We start from the raw sequence: 23223 nt of genomic DNA, 5'->3' as shown, positions 1-23223 counted from the left end.
CGGGCGCAAGCTCAAAAGGCTGTTCCTATTCAGCGGCGATCCGTTCCATGGCCATGGCACGAAGCCTGGCGCGCTGAATCTTGACGCCATTGGCGCTGTCGGTGACGGGGAAGGCATCCACGACATAGACCCGCGCCGGCACCTTGTAGCCGGCGAGCCGCTCGCGCACATGGGCGATCAGCGCTTCCTGTCGTGGTGGCTCTCCAGCTGGAATCACGAAGGCGACGCAGCGGGCCTGTCCCTTCAGGTCGATCGCGACCACCTGGGCGTCGGCAACACCCGCGCACGATTTGAGCTCGTCTTCGATCTCGCCGGGCGCGACCAGGAAGCCGCCGAGCCGCATCGCATCGCCGGCACGGGTCGCGTAAACGAACGAACCATCGCCGCGCAGCCGGCCGATGTCGCCGGTGCGGAAGAAGCCATCGGCGGTGATCGCTTCCCGCGTCGCCTCGGGATTGTTGAAGTAGCCGAGGAAGCACGACGGCGCGCTGATCTCGATCTCGCCGGAGACGCCCTGGGCCGCAAGCTCGCCGGTCTCGACATCGCGGATGCGGATTTTCGCGTCCGGCGACATCGGCCAGCCACCGCCTTCGATGCGATCGGCCAAGGCATCGCTGCCGCGGCCGATCGAGAACAACGCCTGCACCTCGCTCGAACCGTACAAGCCGAACAGCGGCATGCCGCGCACTTCGGCCTCCGCGGCCAACTCGCGCCAGCCGGGCTGGAATGCGGCGAAGCCGCAGATTTCGAGATGCGGAAACGGTCGTGGTGCATCGGTGAGCGCGAGGATGCGGCGGAACATCTCGTCCGAGCCGAACGAATGCGTGATCCTGCACTCGCCGAGGATCCTCACGGCCGGCGCCGCCTCGAAAGCATCGAGTACATGGATGGTCGCGCCCGCCGCGATGAAACCGAGCAGGCTCGTCATGCCAAAAGTGCCGCATAACGGCAGCATCGCCAGCAGCGAATGGCGCTGCGGATCAAGCTGCAGCGCCTTGGCGACGGACGCGGCATGCGTGGCCAGCGTCCGCTGCGAATGGGCGACGAGCTTCGGGCCCTTGGTCGTGCCCGATGTCGTGTACAGCAGGACGGGCAGATCGACGTCCTCCTGAGCCGGCGGGGCAGGCGGATAAAACCTGTCGAAGGCATCGAACCGCACACTCGGCCATTGCGCGGGGATCGCGGTCTTGCCCACCACGGCAAGCTGTTGCAGCGCGGGCACCTCGTCCTTGGCGACACCGGCGAGAATGGCGGCAAAATCGATCGAGCGGAACGCGGCCTCGACCACCATCAGCTTGGCACCGGACACGCGGAGCAGATGCGCGACCTCCGCACTGCGATAGCGCGTATTGACGGCGGCGACGACCGCGCCCAGGCGGCCGGCGGCGAACAGCAGTGCGAGCCATTCGATCCGGTTGACCAGCCAGACGGCGACGACGTCGCCCCTCCCGATGCCCTGCGCGGCCAGCCAGGCGGCGGTCTGCTCGATCCTTCCTGAGAGCTCCGCACGCGAGATCGGCGTGCCATCGAACACGAGGACGCGACTGGCGGTCTCGGTCGGGAGCAGCGATTGCAGCGAACATCTGTCGATCAGCATGCAATCGGAGTAACCCGATCGTGCAAAGCTGTCTACTTGGTGCCGAACATCCGATCGCCGGCATCGCCCAGGCCCGGCACGATATAGCCGTGGTCGTTGAGCCGCTCGTCGATGGCGGCGGTCCAGACCGGCACGTCGGGATGCTCGCTCTGGAACTGCGCGATGCCCTCGGGCGCGGCCAAGAGGCAGACGAAGCGGATGTCGCGGGCACCGCGCGCCTTGAGCAGGGACGCGCCGGCGCAGGCCGAATTGCCGGTGGCCAGCATCGGATCCATCAGGATCACGGTGCGATCGGACAGGTCCTGCGGCGCCTTGAAGTAATATTCCACGGCCTGCAACGTCTCGGGGTCGCGGTAGAGCCCGATATGAGCGATGCGCGCCGAGGGCATCAGCGCCAGCATGCCGTCGAGGAAGCCGACGCCCGCGCGCAGGATCGGCGCCAGCGTGAGCTTCTTGCCGGCGATCTTCGGCGCCTGCATCGGGGCGATCGGCGTCTCGATGTCCACCAGCTCCAGCGGCAGGTCGCGCGTCACCTCGTAGCCGAGCAGCATCCCGATCTCGTTCAGGATCTCGCGAAAGCTCTTGGTCGAGCGGTCCTTCTCGCGCATCAAGGAGAGCTTGTGCTGGACCAGGGGGTGGGCGACCACGTTGACGCTGCTTGTGCTCATAAAACCGCTCTACACGGTTCCGTGAAATTGCGCCAGATCGGCCGAGTCTTTTCCGCGGGATATGCCGCCTCAACTGGGCATCGCGTACTGCGCTGCGTGCCCGGTTGCTCGCCTCATAGGCAGATGTGGTCTATTCGCGGTCGATCGCCATGCGCATGGCCCGTGAGCAGCTAGGCGCCGAGCCTGCGTGCCAGAAGCGTGATCACGAGCGTCAGGATCGCGCCCCAGATCAGGTTCAACGCTTTGGTCAGGACGGTGGTGGTGATCACGTGCTCCAGGTGTCCCTTGAAGGGATGCATGCTACTTGTCCGGGGCGGGCGCCGCGCCGATGCGCATGCCGAGCAGCAATGCAGCCATCGCCGCCAGGATGATGATCTTCAGTCCGATCATGCGTTATCTCGCGAGGCACAGAATTGCTGTCCTCAGCGCGATCAGCGCTGTGGGCACGCTGCCCATCGAGAGGACGGCGAGCCCATGCCGGACGATACGTTTGAGCCGGGCTCTGCGCAGATTCGACATCCGCGGCCACCGTTCTACGCTCCGAAGGGGTCGCTCAAAGCCATGAGTGAGCGTCGACATTTCTGGTGTCCTTCCATTAGGAGCGTCTAGCCGAAATTGTCGCAGGTGATCGGCTGGTAGAGTGGCTCTCGCAGCGGACGGACAGAAGAAACGCTCGGTCGCGGCACGTCCGCGACCGAAGCCCGAACCTCGATGAAGGCCGACAGCAAAGCCAGCGCGAGATCGGCATGGCGCGCCTCGACCGCGGTGTCGAGCCAGTCCGGCAACTCGCGTTCGCGCGACAGCGCACAATGCCACTCGCCGTCGTCATAGGCGATGCGGCGGACCTGCCACCTCGGCAGCTCGAGCTCCACCAGCGCCAGCGCCGCATCGGCCCAGGCCTCGACGTCGATCAGGCGCATGATCCGTGTGGTGCGTTCGCTTTGCCCGAGCGAGGGAACGCGCCGGCAGGCGTGCTCGATGATGTCTAGCATCAGCGGCCGTGTCATCGCCGGTGTCGCGCGAAGCCGCTGGCTGAGGGAAGGCAGGTCAAGGCGTCGGAGTGAGGCGGTCATATCAAGCCTCCTGGAATTTACGTCGGTCAGTCGGCCGGCATGCCAAGATGGCCGGGAGGGCATTTGAAAGCGAGATGAGGATCGGGCGAGAGATATATGGATTTCATAAGTGCATGGAGTCTTCCGGGTAGGAGCGACAGATGCGACTGTCGGCTGCGCCGCAGGTGGAGACTTATAGAAGCAGGGCTTTTTGGAAACCCCGGAGTCCACCTGACGTAACGATCGGCAGCGCAAACGATGATGGGATTGCTTCGCTGCGTGCCTGTCCGGAACGATCGCCTGGAATGATATGTCGGTTTCGCGGCCGGCGGGCACGACGTGCCGGCTTTTATGAGATTCCTATAACGTCGCCATGGGCCTCATCTCGAAAACCTATGCCCGTGGTGTCACTTCAGCGCGGTCAAAAGTCCCGGCCGGAGCCCCGAGGAAATGCGCCTGCGTTTCCTTCGAGCTCGTCGGATCCCCGAGAAGCGGTTGCGCCTGACATCAGGGCGCAACGAGGAGTATCTCCATGATGGACATTCTGATGCTGGCGCTGGCCTTCGGCCTGTTCGCGCTCGCGATCGGCTACACCTATACCTGCGAACGGCTGTGACGGAGCGGATCATGATCTTCGATTATGCCCTCGCCGGTGCCGTTTCGTTCGGCCTCCTGGCCTATCTCACCTACGCGCTGCTGCGGCCCGAGCGGTTCTGAGCCGTGCTGCTGATTCTCGAATTGTTGCTGGCGGACGCCATGCTCGTCGCCGGCCTGCTGACGGTGCTTCTGCCTCTGCTACGCCGGCACCATGCCTGAAGGGTTGATTCCATGACTATGATCGGTTGGCTCCAGATCATTCTGTTTTGCGCCATTATCGTTGCGCTCGCAAAACCGCTCGGCGGGTACATGACGCGCGTGTTCAACGGCGAGCGCACCTTCCTCTCGCCGGTACTGCGTCCGATCGAGGCCGGCATTTACAGGATTTCCGGCGTCGACGAGAAGCGCGAGCAGCATTGGCTGACCTACACGGTCGCCATGTTGCTGTTCCATGTCGGCGGCTTCCTCATCATCTACGGCGTGATGCGCCTTCAGGCCGTGCTGCCGTTCAATCCGGCCGGGCAGGGCGCGGTCGCCGAGGATCTCTCCTTCAACACCGCGGTCTCCTTTATCACCAACACCAACTGGCAGAACTACGGCGGCGAGAGCACGCTGTCCTATCTCGTGCAGATGCTCGGCCTGACGCACCAGAACTTCCTGTCGGCCGCGACCGGCATCGCGCTGGCGATGGCCTTGATCCGCGGCTTCTCGCGCGCCTCGATGCGCACGGTCGGCAATTTCTGGATCGACGTCACCCGGTGTACGCTCTACGTGCTGCTGCCGATCTGCGTTCTCTATGCGCTGTTCCTGGTCTGGCAGGGCATGCCGCAGACGCTTGGGCCGTATATCGAGGCGACAACGCTCGAAGGCGCCAAGCAGACCATCGCGGTCGGGCCGGTCGCTTCCCAGGTCGCGATCAAGATGCTTGGCACCAACGGTGGCGGCTTCTTCAACGCCAACGCCGCGCATCCCTTCGAGAACCCGACCGCGCTGTCGAATTTCGTGCAGACGCTCTCGATCTTTGCACTCGGCGCCGCACTCACCAACGTGTTCGGCCGCATGGTCGGCAACCAGCGCCAGGGCTGGGCAATCCTCTCCGTGATGGGCGTGCTGTTCCTGGCTGGCGTCGCCATCACCTGTTGGGCGGAAGCAAACGGCACCGCGACGCTCCATGCGCTGGGCCTGACCGGCGGCAACATGGAAGGCAAGGAGGTCCGGTTCGGCATCATCGCATCCTCGCTGTTTGCCATCGTCACCACGGCCGCTTCGTGCGGCGCAGTCAACGCGATGCATGACAGTTTTACCGCGCTCGGCGGCATGATCCCGCTGATCAACATGGAGCTCGGCGAAATCATCGTCGGCGGCGTTGGCGCCGGCATGTACGGCATGCTGCTGTTCGTCATCCTCGCGATCTTCGTCGCGGGCCTTATGGTTGGCCGCACCCCGGAATATGTCGGCAAGAAAATCGAGGCGCGTGAGGTCAAGATGGCTATGCTGGCGATCCTGGTGCTGCCGCTGATGATCCTCGGCTGGACCGCCGTCGGCGTGGTCTATCCGACGGCAGTCGCCTCCATGGCGAATGCCGGACCGCACGGCTTCACGGAAGTGCTCTACGCCTTCACATCGGCGGCCGGCAACAACGGCTCGGCCTTCGCCGGGCTCACCGGCAACACCTTGTTCTACAACCTGACGCTGGCAAGCGCGATGTTCGTCGGCCGCTTCTTCATGATCGTCCCGGCCATGGCGATCGCGGGCTCGCTTGCGGAGAAGAAATCGATCCCGGCGTCCGTGGGCACGTTCCCGACCACCGGAGGCCTGTTCGTCGGCCTCGTGGTCGGCGTCATCCTGATTATGGGCGGCCTGACCTTCTTCCCGGCGCTCGCGCTCGGCCCGATCGTCGAACATCTGGCGATGAACGCCGGCAACCTGTTCTGATTGTTGGAGTGACCTCCATGGATACGATGAAACTGCAAAAACGCGCGCCGATGTCGGCAATGCTTGATCCCAGAATCGTGATGCCCGCGATCCGCGCCTCCTTCGCCAAGCTCGATCCGCGTCTGATGGTGAAGAATCCCGTCATGTTCGTTGTCGAGGCCGTTGCAGTGCTCACGACTGTGGTCTTCCTGCGCGACCTCGTCATTGGCGGCGCGAACCTCGGCTTCACCTTCCAGATCATCGTCTGGCTCTGGTTCACGGTGCTGTTCGCCAATTTCGCCGAAGCCGTGGCCGAAAGCCGCGGCAAGGCGCAGGCCGAATCGCTGCGCAAGACCCGCACGGAAAGCCAGGCCAAGCTCCTCACTGGTGCTGGCGAGAATTTCAAGCTCGTGCCGGGCACGAGCCTGCAAGTAGGCGACATCGTGCTGGTCGAGGCCGGCGACACCATCCCTTCCGACGGCGAGGTGATCGAGGGCGTCGCTCCGTCAACGAGGCCGCCATCACCGGCGAGTCCGCGCCCGTGATCCGCGAATCCGGCGGTGACCGCTCTGCGGTCACGGGTGGCACGCAGGTGCTGTCGGACTGGATCCGCGTCCGTATCACGGCAGCCCAGGGCTCGACCTTCATCGATCGCATGATCAAGCTGGTCGAGGGCGCCGAGCGGCAGAAGACCCCGAACGAGATCGCGCTCAACATCTTGCTCGCCGGTCTCACTGTCATCTTCGTGTTCGCCACCGTCACCATCCCCAGCTATGCGGCCTATGCCGGCGGCTCGATCTCGGTGATCGTGCTGGTCGCGCTGTTCGTGACGCTGATCCCGACCACCATCGGCGCGCTGTTGTCGGCGATCGGCATCGCCGGCATGGACCGTCTGGTACGCTTTAACGTGCTGGCGATGTCCGGCCGCGCGGTCGAGGCGGCCGGCGACGTCGACACACTGCTGCTGGACAAGACCGGCACCATCACGCTCGGCAACCGGCAGGCGACCGCCTTCCGTCCCGTGCGCGGAGTGACCGAGCAGGAGCTGGCGGATGCAGCTCAGTTGGCCTCGCTCGCGGACGAGACTCCGGAAGGCCGTTCCATCGTGGTGCTGGCGAAGGAGAAATACGGCATTCGCGGCCGGGACATGGCCGAGCTTGGCGCGACCTTCATCCCATTCACGGCGCAGACCCGCATGAGCGGCGTTGATGCCGGTGGCGCGTCGGTGCGCAAGGGCGCTGTCGACGCCATGCTGAACTATGTTGGCGGCGGCGCGCCGCTGGCGATTGCCTCCGGCAACGTGCCGCGGGCGACCCAGCCGGCCGCCCTGTCGGATCTCGGTCGCGAGATCCAGACTATTGCCGATGATATCTCGAAGGCCGGCGGCACGCCGCTCGCGGTCGCCAGGGACGGCAAGCTGCTCGGTGTCATCCAGCTCAAGGACATCGTCAAGGGCGGCATCCGCGAACGCTTCGCCGAGCTGCGCCGCATGGGTATCCGCACCATCATGATTACAGGCGACAACCCGATGACGGCGGCCGCGATCGCGGCGGAAGCGGGCGTCGACGACTTCCTGGCGCAGGCCACCCCCGAGGACAAGCTCCGGCTGATTCGCGATGAGCAGGCCAAGGGCAAGCTGGTCGCCATGTGCGGCGACGGTACCAACGATGCGCCGGCGCTCGCGCAGGCCGATGTCGGTGTCGCCATGAACACCGGCACCCAGGCCGCCGTGAGGCCGGCAACATGGTCGATCTCGACTCCAACCCGACCAAGCTGATCGAGGTGGTCGAGATCGGCAAGCAGCTCTTGATGACGCGCGGTGCGCTGACCACGTTCTCCATCGCCAACGATGTCGCCAAGTATTTTGCGATCATCCCGGCGATGTTCCTGGCGTTTTACCCCCAACTCAACGTGCTCAACGTCATGAGCCTGTCGAGCCCGCAGAGCGCCATCCTGTCGGCGATCATCTTCAATGCCCTCATCATCGTGGCGTTGATTCCACTGGCGCTGAAGGGCGTTGCCTACCGCGCTGTCGGTGCCGGCGCGCTGCTCCGCCGCAACCTCTTGATCTACGGCCTCGGCGGCATCGTTATTCCCTTCATCGGCATCAAGGCTATCGACCTCGTCGTCACCGCCTTGCATTTGGCTTAACACCGTCATTGCGAGCGAAGCGAAGCAATCCAGAGATACTTCCACGGTCGAAAGGCTGGATTTGCTTCGTCGCTTCGCTTCTCGCAATGACGAAACAATTAGGAGAAACACATGCTCAGAGAAATTCGCCCCGCCATCGTGCTCTTGCTGGTGCTCACCGCCATCACGGGCCTTGCCTATCCGCTCGCAATGATTGCCATCGCCGGCACGTTGTTTCCGGTGCAGGCGCAGGGCAGCCTAATCGAAAGGGACGGCAGGGTGGTCGGATCCGCTCTGATCGGGCAGGAGTTCAAGCACGACAAATATTTCCACGGTCGTCCCTCGGCGACGCTGGCGCCCGATCCCAATGATTCGACCAAAACTGTGCCGGCGCCCTACAACGCTGCCAATTCGGGCGGCTCCAATCTCGGCCCCACCAGCAAGGCGCTGGCCGACCGGCTGAAGGAAGACGTGGACAAGCTGAAGGTAGAAAATCCATCCGCGCCGATACCGGCGATCTGGTGACGACGTCAGCTAGCGGTCTTGATCCCGACATCTCGCCGGAAGCGGCGCAATTCCAGGTGCCGCGCGTGGCGAAGGCACGGAATGTGCCGGAGGACCAGGTCAGGCAGCTCGTGACTGCCAATACCGAGGGCCGTTTGCTGGGCCTGATCGGCGAGCCCCGCGTCAACGTGCTGGCGCTGAATCTCGCGCTCGACCGCGCCGCGAAGTAGTCTAGGCTCAGCACGCCGGGATGATTATATTGGCCTGATGGTTCAACCGCGCCGCGATCCCGAACAACGTCCGTCGCCCGATGCGTTGCTGGAAACCGCGCGTCGGGCAGAAAGCGCGAGCGGCAAGCTGAAGATCTTCGTCGGCGCCGCCCCGGGCGTCGGCAAGACCTACGAGATGCTGCAAAGCGCCCACGCCAAGCGCAAAGCCGGCATCGACGTCGTGGTCGGCTTCGTCGAGACCCACGGCCGGGCCGAGACCGAGGCGCTGGTTCGTGGGCTCGAAATGGTCCCCCGCAAGAGGATCGACTACCGCGGCCAGATCGTCGAGGAGATGGACCTCGATGCCGTGATCGCGCGGCGGCCGCAAATTGCGCTGGTCGACGAGCTCGCCCACACCAACGCGGTCGGCAGCCGCCACCCCAAGCGCTATCTCGATGTCGAGGAACTGCTCTCCCATGGCATCGACGTCTATACCGCCGTCAACATCCAGCACATCGAGAGCCTGAACGACGTCGTCGCCCAGATCACCCATGTGCGGGTGCGCGAGACGGTGCCGGATTCGGTGTTCGATCGCGCCGATGCGATCGAGCTGATCGACCTCACGCCCGACGACCTGATCCAGCGGCTGAAGGAGGGCAAGGTCTATGTGCCGAGGCAAGCCGAGCGGGCGCTGGAGCATTATTTCTCGCCGGGCAACCTGACCGCTCTGCGCGAACTCGCGCTGCGGCGCACGGCCGAGCGGGTCGACGAGCAGCTCCTCACCCACATGCAGGCGAACGCCATCGCCGGTCCTTGGGCTGCGGGCGAACGTATCCTCGTCTGCGTCAGCGAGGATCCGCGCGCGGCCGGGCTGGTGCGCTATACCAAGCGGCTGGCCGATCGGCTGCATGCCCCGTTCACCGCGCTCTCGATCGAGACGCGCCGCTCGCTCCAGCTTTCCGACGAGGAGCGCGACCGGCTGGCCGATACGCTGCGGCTTGCCGAATCGCTCGGCGGCGAGGCGCTGACGATTCCCGCTGTGGGCCGCCGCATCGCCGACGACGTCGTGAACTTCGCACAAGGCAACAACGTCACCCAGATCGTGATCGGCAAGTCGACCCGCTCGCGCTGGTTCGAGATAGCGCGCGGCTCAGTCGTGCATGACCTGGTGCGCCGCGCCGGCAACATCACCGTCCACGTCATCGCCGGTGACGAGCTGCCCGGCGAGGCCGTGCCCAAGACCGCGGTACAGACCGCTGCGCGCGCGGAGCCGTTCAACCCGCTGCCCTATCTGAAGGCGCTCGGGATCGTGCTGATCGGGCTCGGCGCCGCGGAGCTGGTCCAGCCCCGGTTCGGCATCGAGAACGTCGACCTCGTGCTGCTGACGGCGGTGGTCGCGGTTGCGGTCCGCTACGGCCTGTGGCCGTCGCTGCTCGCGACCGCCGCGGCCTCGCTGTGCTACAATTTCTTCTTCCTGCCGCCGATCTATACCTTCACGATCACCGACCCGACCAACGTTGCCGCCTTCGTGCTGTTCGTGGTGGTGGCGATGATCGTCTCCAATGTCGCGGCACGTGTGCGCATCCAGGCCGACACCGCGATCGGCCGGATCCGGATGACCGAGCAGCTCCATGCCTTCAGCCGCAAGCTCGCCGGCACCGGCACGCTCGACGATGTGTTGTGGGCAACCGCCTATCAGATCGCGCTGATGCTGAAGGTCCGCGTCGTGTTGCTGCTGCCGGAAGAGGGCCTGCTCACGGTGAAATCCGGCTATCCGCCGGAGGATGAGCTCGATCAGGCCGACCTCGCCGCCGCCAATTGGGCCTGGAGCAACGACCGCACCGCAGGTCGCGGCTCGGACACCCTGCCGGGTGCGAAACGGCTGTTCCTGCCGATGCGCACCGGCCGTGGTCCGATCGGCGTCATCGGCATCGACAACGACCGCACCGGCCCGCTATTGACCCCGGACCAGCGCCGGCTGCTCGATGCGCTGGTCGACCAGGGCGCGCTCGCAATCGAACGCGTGCTGCTGGTCGAGGACATGGATCGCGTCAAGCGCACTGTCGAATCCGAACGGCTGCGTTCGGCGCTCCTGACCTCGATCTCGCACGATTTGAAGACGCCGCTGGCCTCGGTCCTCGGGGCGGCCTCCACCATGCGCGACCTCGACGGCGCGCTCTCGGACACCGAGAAGCGCGACCTGCTCGCGACCGTGATCGACGAGTCCGAACGGCTCAACCGCTTCATTGCCAATCTGCTCGATATGACCAAGCTCGAATCCGGCGCCATCGTGCCCAATACGGCGCTGCACGATCTCGGCGAGATCGTCGGTAGCGCGCTGCGGCGAGCGGCCAAGATCCTCGCTGCTCACAAGGTCGAGCTTGTGCTGGCGGCCGATGTGCCGATGCTCGAGCTCGATGCCGTGCTGTTCGAGCAAGTGCTGTTCAACCTGCTCGACAACGCCGCGAAATACTCGGCGCCCGACACCACGATTGCGATCCGCAGTCAGCGCGAGCGGGATCAGATCGTTCTCCAGATCGCCGATGAGGGCGGCGGCATCCCACCCGACGAGCTCGAGAGCGTGTTCGACAAGTTCTATCGCGTGCAGAAGGGTGATCATATCCGGCCCGGTACCGGCCTCGGCCTCGCCATCTCCCGCGGTTTCGTCGAGGCGATGCGGGGCACGATCTCGGCCGCCAACCGCAGCGACCGGAGCGGCGCGATCCTCACCATCCGTCTGCCCGTCCCAGTGCAGACCCACGCGTTGGATACCGCCGCATGAGTGCTGCCCCGATCAAGGTCCTGGTCATCGACGACGAGCCGCCGATCCGTAAACTGCTGCGGATGGGGCTGACGACGCAGGGCTATGAGATCCTGGAGGCGTCGAACGGCAAGATCGCGCTGGACAAGCTTGCCGAGGAGCCGGCGCTGATCATCCTCGATCTCGGCCTGCCCGACGTGCAGGGCCACGAGCTGCTGCGCACCATCCGCGCCCGCAACGAGGGGGTGCCGATCGTGGTGCTGTCGAGCCGCGGCGACGAGGCCGGCAAAGTGCAGGCGCTCGATCTCGGCGCCGACGATTACCTGACCAAGCCGTTCGGCATGGAAGAGCTTCTGGCCCGCTTGCGTGCCGCGCTGCGCCACCAGCTTCAAGTCAAAGGCGAGCGCCCTGTGTTTCGCACCGGCGATCTCTCCGTCGATCTCGTCCGCCGCATCGTCAAGGTCGGCGAGCGCGAGGTGAAGCTGTCACCGAAGGAATACGATCTCCTTCGCGTCCTGGTGCAGCACGCCGGCAAGGTGCTCACCCACCGCTTCCTGCTGAGGGAGCTCTGGGACGAGCTGACCGACGCGCAATATCTGCGCGTCTATGTCCGCCAGCTCCGCCAGAAGATCGAAGCCGACCCGGAACGGCCGCACTATGTGCTGACCGAGACGGGAATCGGATACAGGCTGAAGGCGGGCGATTAGACCAGCCGTCATTCCGGGAGCGATGCTTTGCGTCGCGCCGGAATGACAGTCAACCCGCCTTGCGATGCCTTGCCGTCGACCGGTGCGCCTTCTTCGCGCTGCGATGGCGCCCGGTCGACCGGCGCGCGTGGGGCTTCGCCGATGTCTTCCCGCCTCCGCGCCCCTTCAGGCTCTGCTTCAGCGCGTCCATGAGGCTGACGACGTTGCTCGGCCGCTCCTCGGGCTCCGGCAGCTCGATCTTCTTGCCGCTGGCCTTGCGCTTCACCAGCGCCTTCAGCGCGTTCTCGTACTCGTCCTTGAATTCGCTGGGGTCGAAATGCGCGGCCTTGCTGTGCAGGATGTGACCGGCGAGCTCGACCATGTCCTTGGTGATCTTCGGGCTCTTGATGTCATCGAAGAACTGGTCCTCGTCGCGCAGCTCGTACGGATAGCGCAGCGTGGTGCCGAGCAGGCCCTTGCCGAGAGGCTCGATCGCCATCACGTGCTCGCGATTGGTGAGCACGATTTTTGCGAGTGCCACGCGGTCCTGATCCTTCATCGCGTCGCGGATCACGGCAAAGGCGTCGGCCGCGGCCTTGCCGTCGGGCGCGATGTAATAGGGGTGGTTAAGGTAACGCTTATCGATCTCCTCGCGCGGCACGAAGCTCTCGATGTCGATGGTGTGGTTGCTCTCGATCTGCACCGCTTCGAGCTCCTCCGGCTCGATCTCGACATACTTGCCCTTGCGCAGCTCGTAGCCGCGGCCCTTCTGGTCGCTCTCGACGACGTCGCCGGTCTCGGAATCGATCATCTGCTGCTTGAGCCGGTTCCCGGTCTCGCGGTTGATGAGATGAAATCGCGTCTTCTCGGCGGCAGTTGCGGCGGGGTAGAGCACGACGGGGCAGCTGACCAGCGAGAGCTTCAACGTTCCCTTCCAATAGGCACGCGGGGCCATTCCATTCTCCAGCGTTTTCAAGGCGTTTTGGAACCCCAACCCGGCCATGGGGTTTTGGTTCCGGGTGGGACTTTGGCCGTGATAGGCTTGAATGCCCAAAGAGAAGCGGGACCGGTCGTGCTGCAAAAACTCTCCACTTACCGACAGAAGCGTGATTTCGAGAGAACGCCCGAGCCATCGGGCAAGACCGCCGTGGCGCCGTCGAAGCAGCGGCGCTTCGTGATCCAGAAGCACGATGCGAGCCGGCTGCACTACGACCTCCGACTCGAGTTCGGCGGTGTCTTCAAGTCCTGGGCCGTGACGAAGGGGCCCTCGCTCGATCCGCACGACAAGCGGCTGGCGGTCGAGGTCGAGGACCATCCGCTCGACTATGGTGATTTCGAAGGCACGATCCCCGAAGGCCAGTATGGTGGCGGCACCGTGATGCTGTGGGATCGAGGCTATTGGGAGTCGGAAGATCCGGAAGCCGGCTTCAAGAAGGGCGATCTCAAGTTCACCCTCCATGGCGAGAAGCTGCAGGGAAGCTGGGTGCTGGTGCGCATGCGCAACGACCGCACCGGCGGTAAGCGGACAAACTGGCTGCTCATCAAGCATCGTGACGAATATGCGCGCGAGGGCAACGACAACGATATCCTCGAGCAAGACAAGTCCGTTGCTTCTGGCCGCGCGATGGAGCAAATCGCTGAAGGAAAGGGGCGCGCGCCCAAGCCCTTCATGCTAGCCAAGGGGCCGAAGAGCAAGGCCGACGCAGTCTGGCAGTCCAACCGCACCGAGGAGACGAAAGGGCGCACAGTGAAGCCCGCGCCGCGCACGGCGTTGAAGGCTAGACCGACGGCGAAGAAGACAGCCGCGACAGCAGCGAGCGCCAAGAAGGTCTCGGAGATGCCGGACTTCGTGGCGCCGCAGCTCTGCACGCTGGTCGAGCGGCCGCCGGCCGACGGGGGCTGGTGCCATGAGATCAAGTTTGACGGCTATCGCGTCCAGCTCCGGGTCGAGGACGGTGAGGCGACGCTCAAGACGCGGAAGGGTCTCGACTGGACCGGCAAATTCGCCTCCATTGCCGAGGAAGCGGGGGCGCTGCCGGACGTGCTGATCGACGGCGAGATCGTCGCGCTCGACCACAACGGCGCGCCGAACTTCTCCTCGCTTCAGGCTGCGTTGTCGGACGGCAAGACCGACGAGCTGATCTTCTTTGCCTTCGACCTCCTCTTCGCCGAGGGCGAGGATTACCGTCGGCTGCCGCTTGGCGAGCGCAAGGCGCGGCTGAAGGAGCTTCTGGAATCACGCAAGCGGAAAACGAGCCAGATCCGGTATGTGGAGCATTTCGAGAGCGGGGGCGATGCCGTGCTGCAATCGGCCTGCAAGCTTGAGCTCGAGGGTGTGGTATCGAAGAAGCTGGATGCGCCGTATCGCTCCGGCCGCACCGAGAGCTGGGTCAAGTCGAAATGTCGCGCCGGCCATGAGGTGGTGATCGGCGGCTACAAGACCACGAACGGCAAGTTCCGCTCGCTGATGGCGGGCGTGCAGCGTGGCGATCATCTCGCCTTCGTCGGCATGGTCGGCACCGGCTTTGGGGCGGACAAGGTTAAGCGCCTCATGCCTTCACTGAAGGCCATGGAGGCCAAGCAAAGCCCCTTCGGCGGCAAGAACGCGCCGAAGAAGACCCGCGAGGTGCACTGGCTGAAGCCGGAGCTCGTCGCCGAGATCGAGTTTGCCGGCTTCACCGCCGACGGCAATATCCGTCAGGCCGCGTTCAAGGGACTGCGGCAGGACAAGCCGGCCAAGGAGGTTGAGGCGGAGACGCCGGTCGATACCGAGCTCGCCGAACCCTCGGCCAGAGGAGCGAAGCGCGCAAAAGCGCGGCCAGGTGCGCGGTCGGCCCCGGGCGGCAGCAACGCCGAGGTCATGGGCGTCGTCATCTCCAAGCCGGACAAGAAGCTGTGGCCCGACGACGGAAACGGCGATGCCGTGACCAAGCTGGACCTCGCGCGCTATCTCGAAGCCGTCGGCGAATGGATGATCGTGCACCTCAAGGGCCGGCCGTGCTCGCTGATCCGCGCCCCTGACGGCATCAAGGGCGAGTGCTTCTTCCAGCGCCATGCCATGCAGGGGACGTCGAACCTCCTGGAGCTCGCAAGAGTCTCCGGCGACCGCAAGCCGTATTTGCAGATCGATCGGATTGAAGGGCTCGCGGCGGTGGCGCAGATCGGCGGCGTCGAGCTGCATCCCTGGAATTGCGCGCCCTATGCCTATGACACGCCGGGCCGGCTGGTATTCGATCTCGATCCGGCGCCCGACGTCGAATTCGCCGACGTCGTCGAGGCGGCCAAGGAGATGCGGCAGCGGCTGAGCGATATCGGCATGGACAGCTTCTGCAAGACCACAGGCGGCAAGGGCCTCCACGTGGTGGTGCCGCTGCTCCACGGCGCGCGCGAGAAGGTGAGCTGGAAGGAGGCCAAGGCGTTTGCGCAAGGCGTCTGCCAGTGGATGGCCGATGACGATCCCGAACGCTATCTGCTCAACATGTCGAAGAAGCTGCGCAAGGGAAAGATCTTCCTGGACTATTTGCGCAACGACCGCATGTCGACCGCGGTTGCCCCACTGTCGCCGCGCGCGCGCACCGGTGCCACGGTGTCGATGCCCGTGACTTGGGCGCAGGTGAAGAGCGACCTCGATCCGAAGCGATATACGATGAGCACGGTGCCGGGCCTGCTGGCGAGATCCAAAGCGTGGGAGGGCTACGATGATGCCGCCGCATCGATCAAGGCGGCGATCAAGAAGCTGGCGGGAAAGGTGAAGTAGATTTGTGCTACCGCGCGTCGCGCGCAGGGTGGGCACGCTCGCCTGCCCACCCTACACGATCCGTCTTCGGCTATATGCGTCCCATCAGGAGCAGGATCAGCAGGATGATGATGACGAGTCCGAGGCCGCCGCCGCCGTAATAACCGGTGCCGTAGAACGGTCCGCCGCCGATGCCGCTGAAGCCGCCGAGCAGGGCGATGACCAAGATGATCAGAATGATCGTGCCGATAGACATGCGAATCTCCTCCAGCCCTTTCTTGAAAGGGTCGTCTGACCTGTCCCGTTATCCGGGGGCAACTTGCCGCAGGTTTTAAAGTTCCGGCTTCGCAATGCGGGTTCCGGCTTCAGCAGTTTGGAACTTTTGCCTTTCCATGCGGCATGATGAGGTGAGGATCAGCAGCAGGGTCACGGCCATGGCAGAACCGCTCGTCGTCTCAATTCCGCATCGTCTCGGCCGCGACGAGGCGGTACGCCGCCTCAAGACGGGGCTTGGCCGCGCCGCGGCAAGCATTCCCGTGATGCAGGTCGAGGAGGAGCGTTGGAGCGGCGACTGCATGAATTTTCGCATCCGCGCGCTCGGGCAGATCGCGACCGGCCAGGTCGACGTTGCCGAAGATCACGTCCGGGTCGAGGTGGTGCTGCCCTGGCTGTTGCAACGCTTTGCCGAGATGGCCCAGGGCGCGATCAGGAAGCGCGGACAGTTGCTGCTGACCAAGGACGGAAAGTAGCCTCAGGCGCGCACGCGCTGCCGCATCGGCCTCGCTGCACTGGCGGTGCGCGCCTCGATGACGGTCGCGGGAAGATCGCGCAGGGCCTGCGCGAGCGGCAGTTCATCGCCTGCAAGGCCAGCCGCGGTGTAGCCGGTGATATCGACGGTTGCATCGAAGCCTTCCAGCGCCGGCCATTCCCGACCTCCTTGCGTGAACGGCGCGAAGTGACGCCCGACCGCGACGATCGCGGCCGCCGGGCCATGACGGCGGGCGAAGGCGATGACGTGCTCAGCATGCCCGCCGCGAACCTCGAGTGGCTGATAGTCACCCTGGACGAAGATGTCGGGGAGTCGGTTGCGCAGCTTGAGGACATGACGGGTCCAGGCCAGCTTGAGCCGGCCGTCCGGCCAGACCTTGATCAGGTCGCTCCAGTTTGGAGCTTCCAATGACGTCAGCGCCCTGCGGCGCGCGGCAAAGTCCACCGGCCGCCGGTTGTCGGGGTCGACCAGCGACAGGTCCCAGAATTCGGTGCCTTGGTAGAAGTCTGGCACGCCTGGCAGCGTCGCCTTGAGCGTGAGCTGGCTCAGCGAGTTCAACATGCCGAGCAGTGCGACGCGGCGGGCCAGGGTCTGCAGAGCCTCCAGGAATTCTGCGGACTGGGCGGGGTCGAGGATCTTGTCGATGAAGCTGTTGACCCCGTTTTCATACGCTTCATGCGGATTGAGCCAGCTCGTCTCCTCCTTGCCTTCACGCGCGGCCTTGAGGGCATAGGCCTGGATGCGCTCGACGAAATCAGGACCGACCGGCCCCTGGAGCGGCCAGGCTCCGAGCAGGGTCTGGTAGAGCATGTACTCGAATGTCGCCGACGGCGCGCGGAAACTATCTCGGTGGGTGAGATGTGGCGCGTTCAACACCTTCCAGCGCGCCACCGCGCTGGTCCATTCGCCGGGAATCTCGCTGAGCGCCGCGATCCGCGCGCGGGCATCCTCGCCGCGCTTGGTGTCGTGGGTGGCCGTGGCGGTCATGCCGTGCGGCCATTCCCTGGCACGGGCCTGCATGGCCTGATGGAAAGCGGGAATAGTGAGGCCGATGCTCGCGGGATCACCGCCGACCTCGTTCAGCGCGAGCAGCCGGTGGAACTGGTAGAACGCGGTGTCCTCCAGCGACTTCGCCATCATCGGTCCGGTGAATTGCTGCACCTTCAGCGCGAAGCGGCGTACGCGCGGCGCGCTGTGTGGGGGACGCCTAGGTTTGAGCAGGTCCATGGTCAGAGCGTCGCGCAGGAAGTCGAAAATGCCATCATCCGCGGCGAACCATTCCCCGCGGGCGCGTTCGATGGTCTCATCGATCAGCTTGCGATCGTGTGCGGTCGGCGCGCTCGTCGTGAGGTAAGTGCGGTAGACCGGGAAATGCAGCACATAGAGCTCGAGGGCCTGGCGCAAGCTGTCGGCGGAGAAGTCGCGCGTCGAGTAATGCCCGTTGGCGATGCGCGCCAAAAGGCGCGTCAGCACGGTGAACTCGCTGGTGAGCAGCGTCTCCAGCACCCGCCGCTTGGCGTCCTTGACGTAAGGCGCAAGCCGGGGCGGCCGGTTGCTGATCTGCCGCCAGGTCTCGTCCAACGCCGTCAGCCCCTTGGCGTCGACCAGCACCTGGGTGATGACGTTCATCCATTCATAGCCGGTGGTGCCCTGGACCCCGGCGAAATGCGGCAGGCGCTCGTGCTCGCACAGGATCTTCTCGACCACTGTATAGAATGGCTTTGTGTTGCCTTGGGCGTCGCGGACCAGCCGGCGCAGCCGCTGGCAATATTGCGCGGGATCGCGCAGGCCGTCGATGTGATCGAGACGGATGCCTTGCAGTCTGCCGTCGGCGATGAGCTGTTTGACCAGCCGGTGCGTGGCGGCAAACGTGCCGGGATCCTCGACGCGCAAGCCGGCGAGGCCGTTGATGTCGAAGAAGCGGCGATAGTTGATGTCGCTGGAGGCGAGGCGCCAATGCCCGAGCTTGTAGTGCTGGCGCTCGAGCAGATGATGCAGCGCCAGCGTCTGGGCGGGACGGTCCTTGGCAGCGCGATAGGCGGCAAGACCGCGCGCGATGATGTCGGCAGCACCCGCAATGTCCTTGAGCTCTGCCTTGAACGCGGGAGCTTCCTTGCGGTTGGGACGGCGCAGTCCGGTGTAGCGCGCCGCGAGCGCGAGCAGGCGCTTGCCGGGCTCCGTTTCCCCCGCATCCGCATCCTTGACGATCATCCGCAGCACTTCGCCATAGCGCTCCGGCGCGACGGGTAAGCGGTGCTCGAAATACCAGGCGGAAAGACTGCCCTGGTCCGGATCATAACGCAGCTCGATCTCGCCGCGCTCGAGCGCCTCGCCATAGGACGCGCCGAGAATCGGCAGCAGCACGCCGCCGCGGGCGCGGAAGGCCAGTTGATCCCAGTCGATGTCGAATGAGACCGCATGCGGTGAAGCCTGGCCCCACTCGAGCACGTCGAGCCACCAGGGATTGTCGGCAAAATGCACGCCGACGTGATTGGGCACGAAGTCGATGATGAGTCCGAGGTCGTGCTCGGTCAAGGTCTCGCTCAGCCGCGCGAAGCCGGTCTCGCCGCCGAGTTCGGGGCTGAGCTGGCTGTGATCGACTGTGTCATAGCCGTGGGTCGAGCCCTTGCGAGCCTTCATCACCGGGGAGGCGTAGAGATGCGTGATCCCGAGCGCCTTCAGATAGGGCACAACCGCGGCGGCCTTGTCGAAGCCGAAATCCGCGGTGAGCTGGAGCCGGTAAGTCGCGAGCGGAATGGCCGGAGGCATGCTAACCTCCGAGACGCCAGACCACCGACCAGGGCGGAAGCCGCTCGCCGGCCTCGCCGCCCCAGATCGGCGTGCCCGAATTGAGGTTGGAATACGCGATATCCTTGTCCGAGAGATTGGCGGCCAAGCGCAGAGTCGTGCCGTCACCCATTCGCCAATGCGCGGTGAGCAAGCCCGTATCCGCTGCCTCGGCATCGCCGAAACTCGCTCCTTTCAGGCGGGGCATGACCTCCTGGCGGCGGACGGCGAGCAGCTCGCGCACCAGCGCGAGTCGTGCCTTCTGTTCGGAGGTGCGGCCGGTCCAGTCGAGCACGGCCGATTGCAGCGTGGCCGGATCGAGCGGATCCGGTACCTCGTCGCCATATTTCTCGTAAGCCCAGGCATATTCCTGCTTGCGCCCCTTGCGGACGGCATCGGCAAGGCCGCGCTGAAAATCGCAGAAGAACGGGAAGGGCGCTGTCGAGCCCCATTCCTCGCCCATGAACAGCATCGGGATCATCGGTGCGAGAAGCGTCACCGCGAGCGCGGCTTCGATCTGCTTTGATCCTGCCAGGCTCTCGAGCCGGTCGCCGAGTGGGCGGTTGCCGATCTGGTCGTGGTTCTGGAGAAAATTGACGAAGGTCGCCGGCGGCAGCTCGCCGCTCGGCTCGCCGCGCGGCTTCTTGCCCCAGAATTCCGAGATCTCGCCCTGGTAGACGAAGCCCGATGCGAGCGCGCGCGCAAGATCCATGCGCGGGGTCTGGTAGTCGGCATAGTAACCGGCGAGCTCGCCGGTCAGCATCACGTGCCAGACGTGGTGATAGTCGTCGTTCCACTGACCACGATATTTGCCGTTCGGCGGCTCCTGGGCGGCATCGAGCAGGCTCGCACGGTTGTCGCCGTTCTCCAGCACGAGATGGATGTGCCGTCCCGTGGCCTTGGCGAGCTCGCCGGCGGCGACGCTGAGGTCTTGCAGCATCGACTGCTCGCCGGGCACCGCCATGATGTGGTTGGCGGCATCCAGCCGCAGGCCATCGAAGCGGTAGTCGCTGAGCCAGGACAGCGCGTTCTCGACCGCGAATGCGCGCACCTGCGGCACGCGATAATCGATCGCGCTGCCCCAGGGCGTGTGTGCCTCGGTAAAGAAGGTCGGCGCATAGCGGCCCAGGTAATTCCCCTCGGGACCGAAATGATTGTAGACGACGTCGAGGAACACCATGAGCCCGCGCAGATGTGCCTCGTCGATCAGCGTCTTCAGGTCTTCGGGCCGGCCATAGGTGCTGTCGGGCGCATACCACAGCACCCCGTCATAGCCCCAGCCGCGGCGGCCGGCGAAATCGGCCAGCGGCATCAATTCCAGGGCAGTGATGCCGGTCGCTGTGAGATGATCGAGCTTGTCGATCATGGCGCGGTACGTGCCCTCCGGCGTGAAGGTGCCGACATGGGTCTCGATCAGCACCGTCTCTTCCCAAGGGCGGCCGCGCCAATCGCGCGCGCGCCAGGCGAAGGCATCGTGATCGATCACTTCGCTCGGGCCAAACACATCCGCGGGCTGGAATGCCGAGGCCGGATCGGGCACGTCGATCTCGTCGTCGATCCGGAATTTGTAATCGCTACCGGCGCGCAGCCCGGCAATGTCGGCCACGTACCAGCCATCCTGCCGGCGCTGCATCGCGTGCCTTCTGTCGAGCAGGAGGTCGACGCGGCGCGCGCCGGGCGCCCACAGCCGGAACGACACGCCGTCCTTGGTCGGCCTCGCCCCGAAGGATGGCCTCATAGCGCCCCCGCGAAGGCGAGCACGGATCGCGGCGGCGCTTTGCTGTCGCTTCCGGGCAGGAAGTCGATCGAGTTCAGCCTGGCCTCGGTCGTGTTGAGGATCTGCTGCCAGCTCTTGTATTCGGTCATTTTGGGCAATTTGAATGCGATCTCTTCAGGAGCGGCGTTCAGAACGATAAAGATCGCGGCGCTGCCCGGTTCCATCGGTCCCATCACATAGGAGAGAAACCGCCCTTCCGGGAATTTCCAATCGTTCTCCGTCATCTCGTCGCCGGCCGGCGTCAGCCACAGCGCACCGTAGGAGATGCCGTCTTTCGGGCGGCCATCGAGCCAGCGATGGCTGCGCAGTTGCGAGAACCGGCGGCGGATGTCGGCGAGATGGGCGACGAAATCGACCATGTCGTCGTCCTCTTTGCCGAGATTGTCCCAATTGATCCAGCCGATCTCGTTGTCCTGGCAATAGGCATTGTTGTTGCCGGTTTGCGAATTGCCGACCTCGTCGCCGGCGAGGATCAGCGGAACGCCTTGCGCCAGCATCAGGCAGGCCAGCACGTTCTTGCGAAGCTGCCGGCGCAGACCGAGGATCTGGAGGTCGTCAGTCGGGCCCTCGACGCCGCAATTGTTGCTGTGGTTGTCGTTGGAGCCGTCGCGATTGTCCTCGCCGTTAGCCTCGTTGTGCTTCTCGTTGTAGCTGAAGAGGTCGGCGAGCGTGAAGCCGTCATGCACGGTGATGTGGTTGATGCTGGCGCGCGGCCGTCTTCCGTCATGGTTGAAGAGGTCGGATGACGCCGTCATACGGCTGGAGATGTCGCCAATCAGGCTGCCTTCGCCGCTCCAGTAGCGGCGCATGGCGCTGCGGTAGCGATCGTTCCATTCCGACCATTGCGAGGGGAAGGCGCCGACCTGGTAGCCGCCGAGCCCGAGATCCCACGGTTCGGCGACGAGCTTGACGGTCGCCAGCACGGGATCCTGCCGGACCGCGGTCAGGAACGAGCTACCGCGATCAAAACCGTTCGGGCCGCGCGCCAACGTGGTGGCGAGGTCGAAACGGAAGCCGTCGACGTGGCAGACCTCGACCCAGTAGCGAAGCGAATCCATCACCATCTGGAGCACGCGCGGATGGGTGAGGTTCACCGACGAGCCGCAGCCGGTGAAGTCGTCGTAATAGCGCGGGTTCTCGCGGTTCAGCCAGTAATAGGAGGCGTTGTCGATGCCGCGGTAGCACAGTGTCGGCCCGAGGTGATTGCCCTCGGCGGTGTGGTTGTAGACGACGTCCAGCATCACCTCGATGCCGGCGTCGTGCAGCCGCGCGACCGTTGTGCGGAAGGAATCGAGCGCGTTGTCCTGCGCGTAGCGCGGCTCGGGCGCGAAGAAGGACAGCGTATTGTAGCCCCAGTAATTGGCGAGCTTCTTCTCCACCAGGATGCGGTCGTCGACGAAGCTGTGCACCGGCAGGAGCTCGATCGTGGTGACGCCGAGCCTCTTCAGATGCTCGATCATCGCCGGCGATGACAGACCGCCATAGGTGCCGCGCAGGTTCGGCGGCACGTCATCGCGCTTCTGCGTCAGGCCCTTGACGTGGGCCTCGTAGATGATGGTGTCTTCCCAGGGGATGTTGGGCCTGATCTCACGCCGGCCCCAGTTGAAGGTCTCGTCGACGACGACGGCCTTTGGCATGCCGCGCGCATTGTCGCGCCGGTCGAACGACAGGTCCTCGCGTGGTGAGCCGGTGCGGTAGGCGAAATGCGCATCGCTCCAGACCAACCGTCCTGCAAGCCGCTTGGCATAGGGGTCGAGCAGCAGCTTGTTGGCGTTGAAGCGGTGGCCGTGCTCGGGCTCGTAGGGGCCGTGCACGCGGTAACCGTAGAGCTGGCCGGGCGAGACGTCGTTGAGATAGCAGTGCCAGACGTCTTCGGTCCTCTCAGGCAATTCGATGCGTTCGAGCTCGCGGCGGCCCTGTGTGTCGAACAGGCAGAGCTCGACCTTCTGCGCGTTGGCGGAGAACAGCGCGAAATTGGTGCCGCGTCCGTCCCAGCTTGCGCCGAGGCGTGCGGGCGATCCAGCAGTCAGGCGCAT

General features: G+C 64.8%; 15 protein-coding genes and 2 pseudogenes. 8 read left to right on the top strand and 9 right to left on the bottom strand.

What is annotated here, in order from left to right:
• Positions 1-25 precede the first annotated feature (25 nt).
• From IVA96_RS30080 to IVA96_RS30070, 4 genes are all read right to left on the bottom strand, one after another.
• Positions 26-1597, bottom strand: a complete 1572-nt coding sequence (locus IVA96_RS30080) for an AMP-binding protein (RefSeq protein WP_247420956.1) — start codon at positions 1595-1597, stop codon at positions 26-28.
• A 32-nt stretch (positions 1598-1629) separates the two neighbouring features.
• A complete protein-coding gene (upp, locus tag IVA96_RS30075) occupies positions 1630-2265 on the bottom strand; it encodes a uracil phosphoribosyltransferase (protein ID WP_130216606.1) in 636 nt (211 codons plus the stop codon).
• 170 nt (positions 2266-2435) lie between these two features.
• Entirely contained in the window at positions 2436-2564 is a 129-nt protein-coding gene (locus IVA96_RS35665; RefSeq protein WP_256465495.1) for a hypothetical protein, read from the bottom strand.
• Between the two features lie 306 nt (positions 2565-2870).
• The gene (locus IVA96_RS30070) at positions 2871-3338 is read right to left on the bottom strand and encodes a hypothetical protein (protein WP_247420954.1); all 468 of its coding nucleotides are present in this window, start codon (positions 3336-3338) and stop codon (positions 2871-2873) included.
• 606 nt (positions 3339-3944) lie between these two features.
• Between IVA96_RS30070 and IVA96_RS30065 the strand changes: the two genes are divergently transcribed.
• The 6 genes and pseudogenes from IVA96_RS30065 to IVA96_RS30040 all read left to right on the top strand — a co-directional run bounded on the left by IVA96_RS30065 (position 3945) and on the right by IVA96_RS30040 (position 12139).
• Positions 3945-4034 (top strand): K(+)-transporting ATPase subunit F, encoded by a 90-nt coding sequence (locus IVA96_RS30065; protein ID WP_049823729.1) that lies wholly within the window; start codon positions 3945-3947, stop codon positions 4032-4034.
• A 111-nt stretch (positions 4035-4145) separates the two neighbouring features.
• Entirely contained in the window at positions 4146-5849 is a 1704-nt protein-coding gene (gene kdpA / locus IVA96_RS30060) for a potassium-transporting ATPase subunit KdpA (protein WP_247420953.1), read from the top strand.
• Positions 5850-5866: 17 nt separating this feature from the next.
• A pseudogene (gene kdpB / locus IVA96_RS30055) lies at positions 5867-7979 on the top strand (potassium-transporting ATPase subunit KdpB).
• 111 nt (positions 7980-8090) lie between these two features.
• Positions 8091-8692 (top strand): annotated as a pseudogene (locus IVA96_RS30050) (K(+)-transporting ATPase subunit C).
• A gap of 37 nt (positions 8693-8729) precedes the next feature.
• On the top strand, positions 8730-11453 hold the full coding sequence (locus IVA96_RS30045; RefSeq protein WP_247420952.1) for a sensor histidine kinase KdpD: 2724 nt from the start codon (positions 8730-8732) through the stop codon (positions 11451-11453).
• Complete coding sequence (locus tag IVA96_RS30040; protein WP_247420951.1) at positions 11450-12139, top strand: response regulator transcription factor; 690 nt, start codon at positions 11450-11452, stop codon at positions 12137-12139. The genes IVA96_RS30045 and IVA96_RS30040 overlap by 4 nt, the downstream gene beginning before the upstream one ends.
• Before the next feature lie 49 nt (positions 12140-12188).
• On the opposite strand, the gene IVA96_RS30035 is transcribed toward IVA96_RS30040, so the two are convergent.
• Positions 12189-13073, bottom strand: coding sequence for a Ku protein (locus IVA96_RS30035; RefSeq protein WP_247420949.1), 885 nt, complete (start codon positions 13071-13073; stop codon positions 12189-12191).
• Positions 13074-13190: 117 nt separating this feature from the next.
• Here IVA96_RS30035 and ligD point away from each other — a divergent pair, with 117 nt between their 5' ends.
• On the top strand, positions 13191-15875 hold the full coding sequence (gene ligD, locus IVA96_RS30030) for a DNA ligase D (protein WP_247421102.1): 2685 nt from the start codon (positions 13191-13193) through the stop codon (positions 15873-15875).
• Positions 15876-15945: 70 nt separating this feature from the next.
• Here the strand turns inward: ligD and IVA96_RS30025 are convergent, their stop codons facing one another.
• Positions 15946-16110 carry a DUF3309 family protein gene (locus IVA96_RS30025; RefSeq protein WP_084298933.1) on the bottom strand — a complete coding sequence of 55 codons (165 nt, stop codon included), beginning with the start codon at positions 16108-16110 and terminating at the stop codon, positions 15946-15948.
• A 178-nt stretch (positions 16111-16288) separates the two neighbouring features.
• On the opposite strand from IVA96_RS30025, the gene IVA96_RS30020 reads away from it, so the two are divergent.
• Positions 16289-16603: a polyhydroxyalkanoic acid system family protein gene (locus tag IVA96_RS30020; RefSeq protein ID WP_247295929.1), complete on the top strand. Its 315-nt coding sequence runs from the start codon at positions 16289-16291 to the stop codon at positions 16601-16603.
• A 2-nt stretch (positions 16604-16605) separates the two neighbouring features.
• Here the strand turns inward: IVA96_RS30020 and treY are convergent, their stop codons facing one another.
• Genes treY through glgX form a run of 3 tightly spaced genes read right to left on the bottom strand, consistent with a single transcriptional unit; the run spans position 16606 to position 23223 of the window.
• The gene (gene treY, locus IVA96_RS30015) at positions 16606-19392 is read right to left on the bottom strand and encodes a malto-oligosyltrehalose synthase (protein ID WP_247420946.1); all 2787 of its coding nucleotides are present in this window, start codon (positions 19390-19392) and stop codon (positions 16606-16608) included.
• Between the two features lies 1 nt (position 19393).
• Positions 19394-21148: a malto-oligosyltrehalose trehalohydrolase gene (treZ, locus tag IVA96_RS30010; RefSeq protein WP_247420941.1), complete on the bottom strand. Its 1755-nt coding sequence runs from the start codon at positions 21146-21148 to the stop codon at positions 19394-19396.
• A complete protein-coding gene (gene glgX, locus IVA96_RS30005; RefSeq protein ID WP_247420940.1) occupies positions 21145-23223 on the bottom strand; it encodes a glycogen debranching protein GlgX in 2079 nt (692 codons plus the stop codon). Before glgX ends, treZ begins: the two co-directional genes overlap by 4 nt.

This window comes from Bradyrhizobium sp. 159, from assembly GCF_023073795.1.
GTDB lineage: Bacteria > Pseudomonadota > Alphaproteobacteria > Rhizobiales > Xanthobacteraceae > Bradyrhizobium.
Note: the sequence above shows the minus strand (reverse complement) of the source record. Positions and strands in the feature narration are given on the sequence as shown.

Coding starts and splice junctions, on each gene's coding strand:
- treZ (WP_247420941.1), bottom strand. CDS start 21,148: ATGAGGCCATCCTTCGGGGCGAGGCCGACCAAGGACGGCGTGTCGTTC.
- IVA96_RS30040 (WP_247420951.1), top strand. CDS start 11,450: ATGAGTGCTGCCCCGATCAAGGTCCTGGTCATCGACGACGAGCCGCCG.
- IVA96_RS30020 (WP_247295929.1), top strand. CDS start 16,289: ATGGCAGAACCGCTCGTCGTCTCAATTCCGCATCGTCTCGGCCGCGAC.
- kdpA (WP_247420953.1), top strand. CDS start 4,146: ATGACTATGATCGGTTGGCTCCAGATCATTCTGTTTTGCGCCATTATC.
- IVA96_RS30045 (WP_247420952.1), top strand. CDS start 8,730: ATGGTTCAACCGCGCCGCGATCCCGAACAACGTCCGTCGCCCGATGCG.
- IVA96_RS30065 (WP_049823729.1), top strand. CDS start 3,945: ATGATCTTCGATTATGCCCTCGCCGGTGCCGTTTCGTTCGGCCTCCTG.
- IVA96_RS30025 (WP_084298933.1), bottom strand. CDS start 16,110: ATGTCTATCGGCACGATCATTCTGATCATCTTGGTCATCGCCCTGCTC.
- IVA96_RS30080 (WP_247420956.1), bottom strand. CDS start 1,597: ATGCTGATCGACAGATGTTCGCTGCAATCGCTGCTCCCGACCGAGACC.
- IVA96_RS30035 (WP_247420949.1), bottom strand. CDS start 13,073: ATGGCCCCGCGTGCCTATTGGAAGGGAACGTTGAAGCTCTCGCTGGTC.
- IVA96_RS30070 (WP_247420954.1), bottom strand. CDS start 3,338: ATGACCGCCTCACTCCGACGCCTTGACCTGCCTTCCCTCAGCCAGCGG.
- treY (WP_247420946.1), bottom strand. CDS start 19,392: ATGCCTCCGGCCATTCCGCTCGCGACTTACCGGCTCCAGCTCACCGCG.
- glgX (WP_247420940.1), bottom strand. CDS start 23,223: ATGCGCCTGACTGCTGGATCGCCCGCACGCCTCGGCGCAAGCTGGGAC.
- upp (WP_130216606.1), bottom strand. CDS start 2,265: ATGAGCACAAGCAGCGTCAACGTGGTCGCCCACCCCCTGGTCCAGCAC.
- IVA96_RS35665 (WP_256465495.1), bottom strand. CDS start 2,564: ATGCATCCCTTCAAGGGACACCTGGAGCACGTGATCACCACCACCGTC.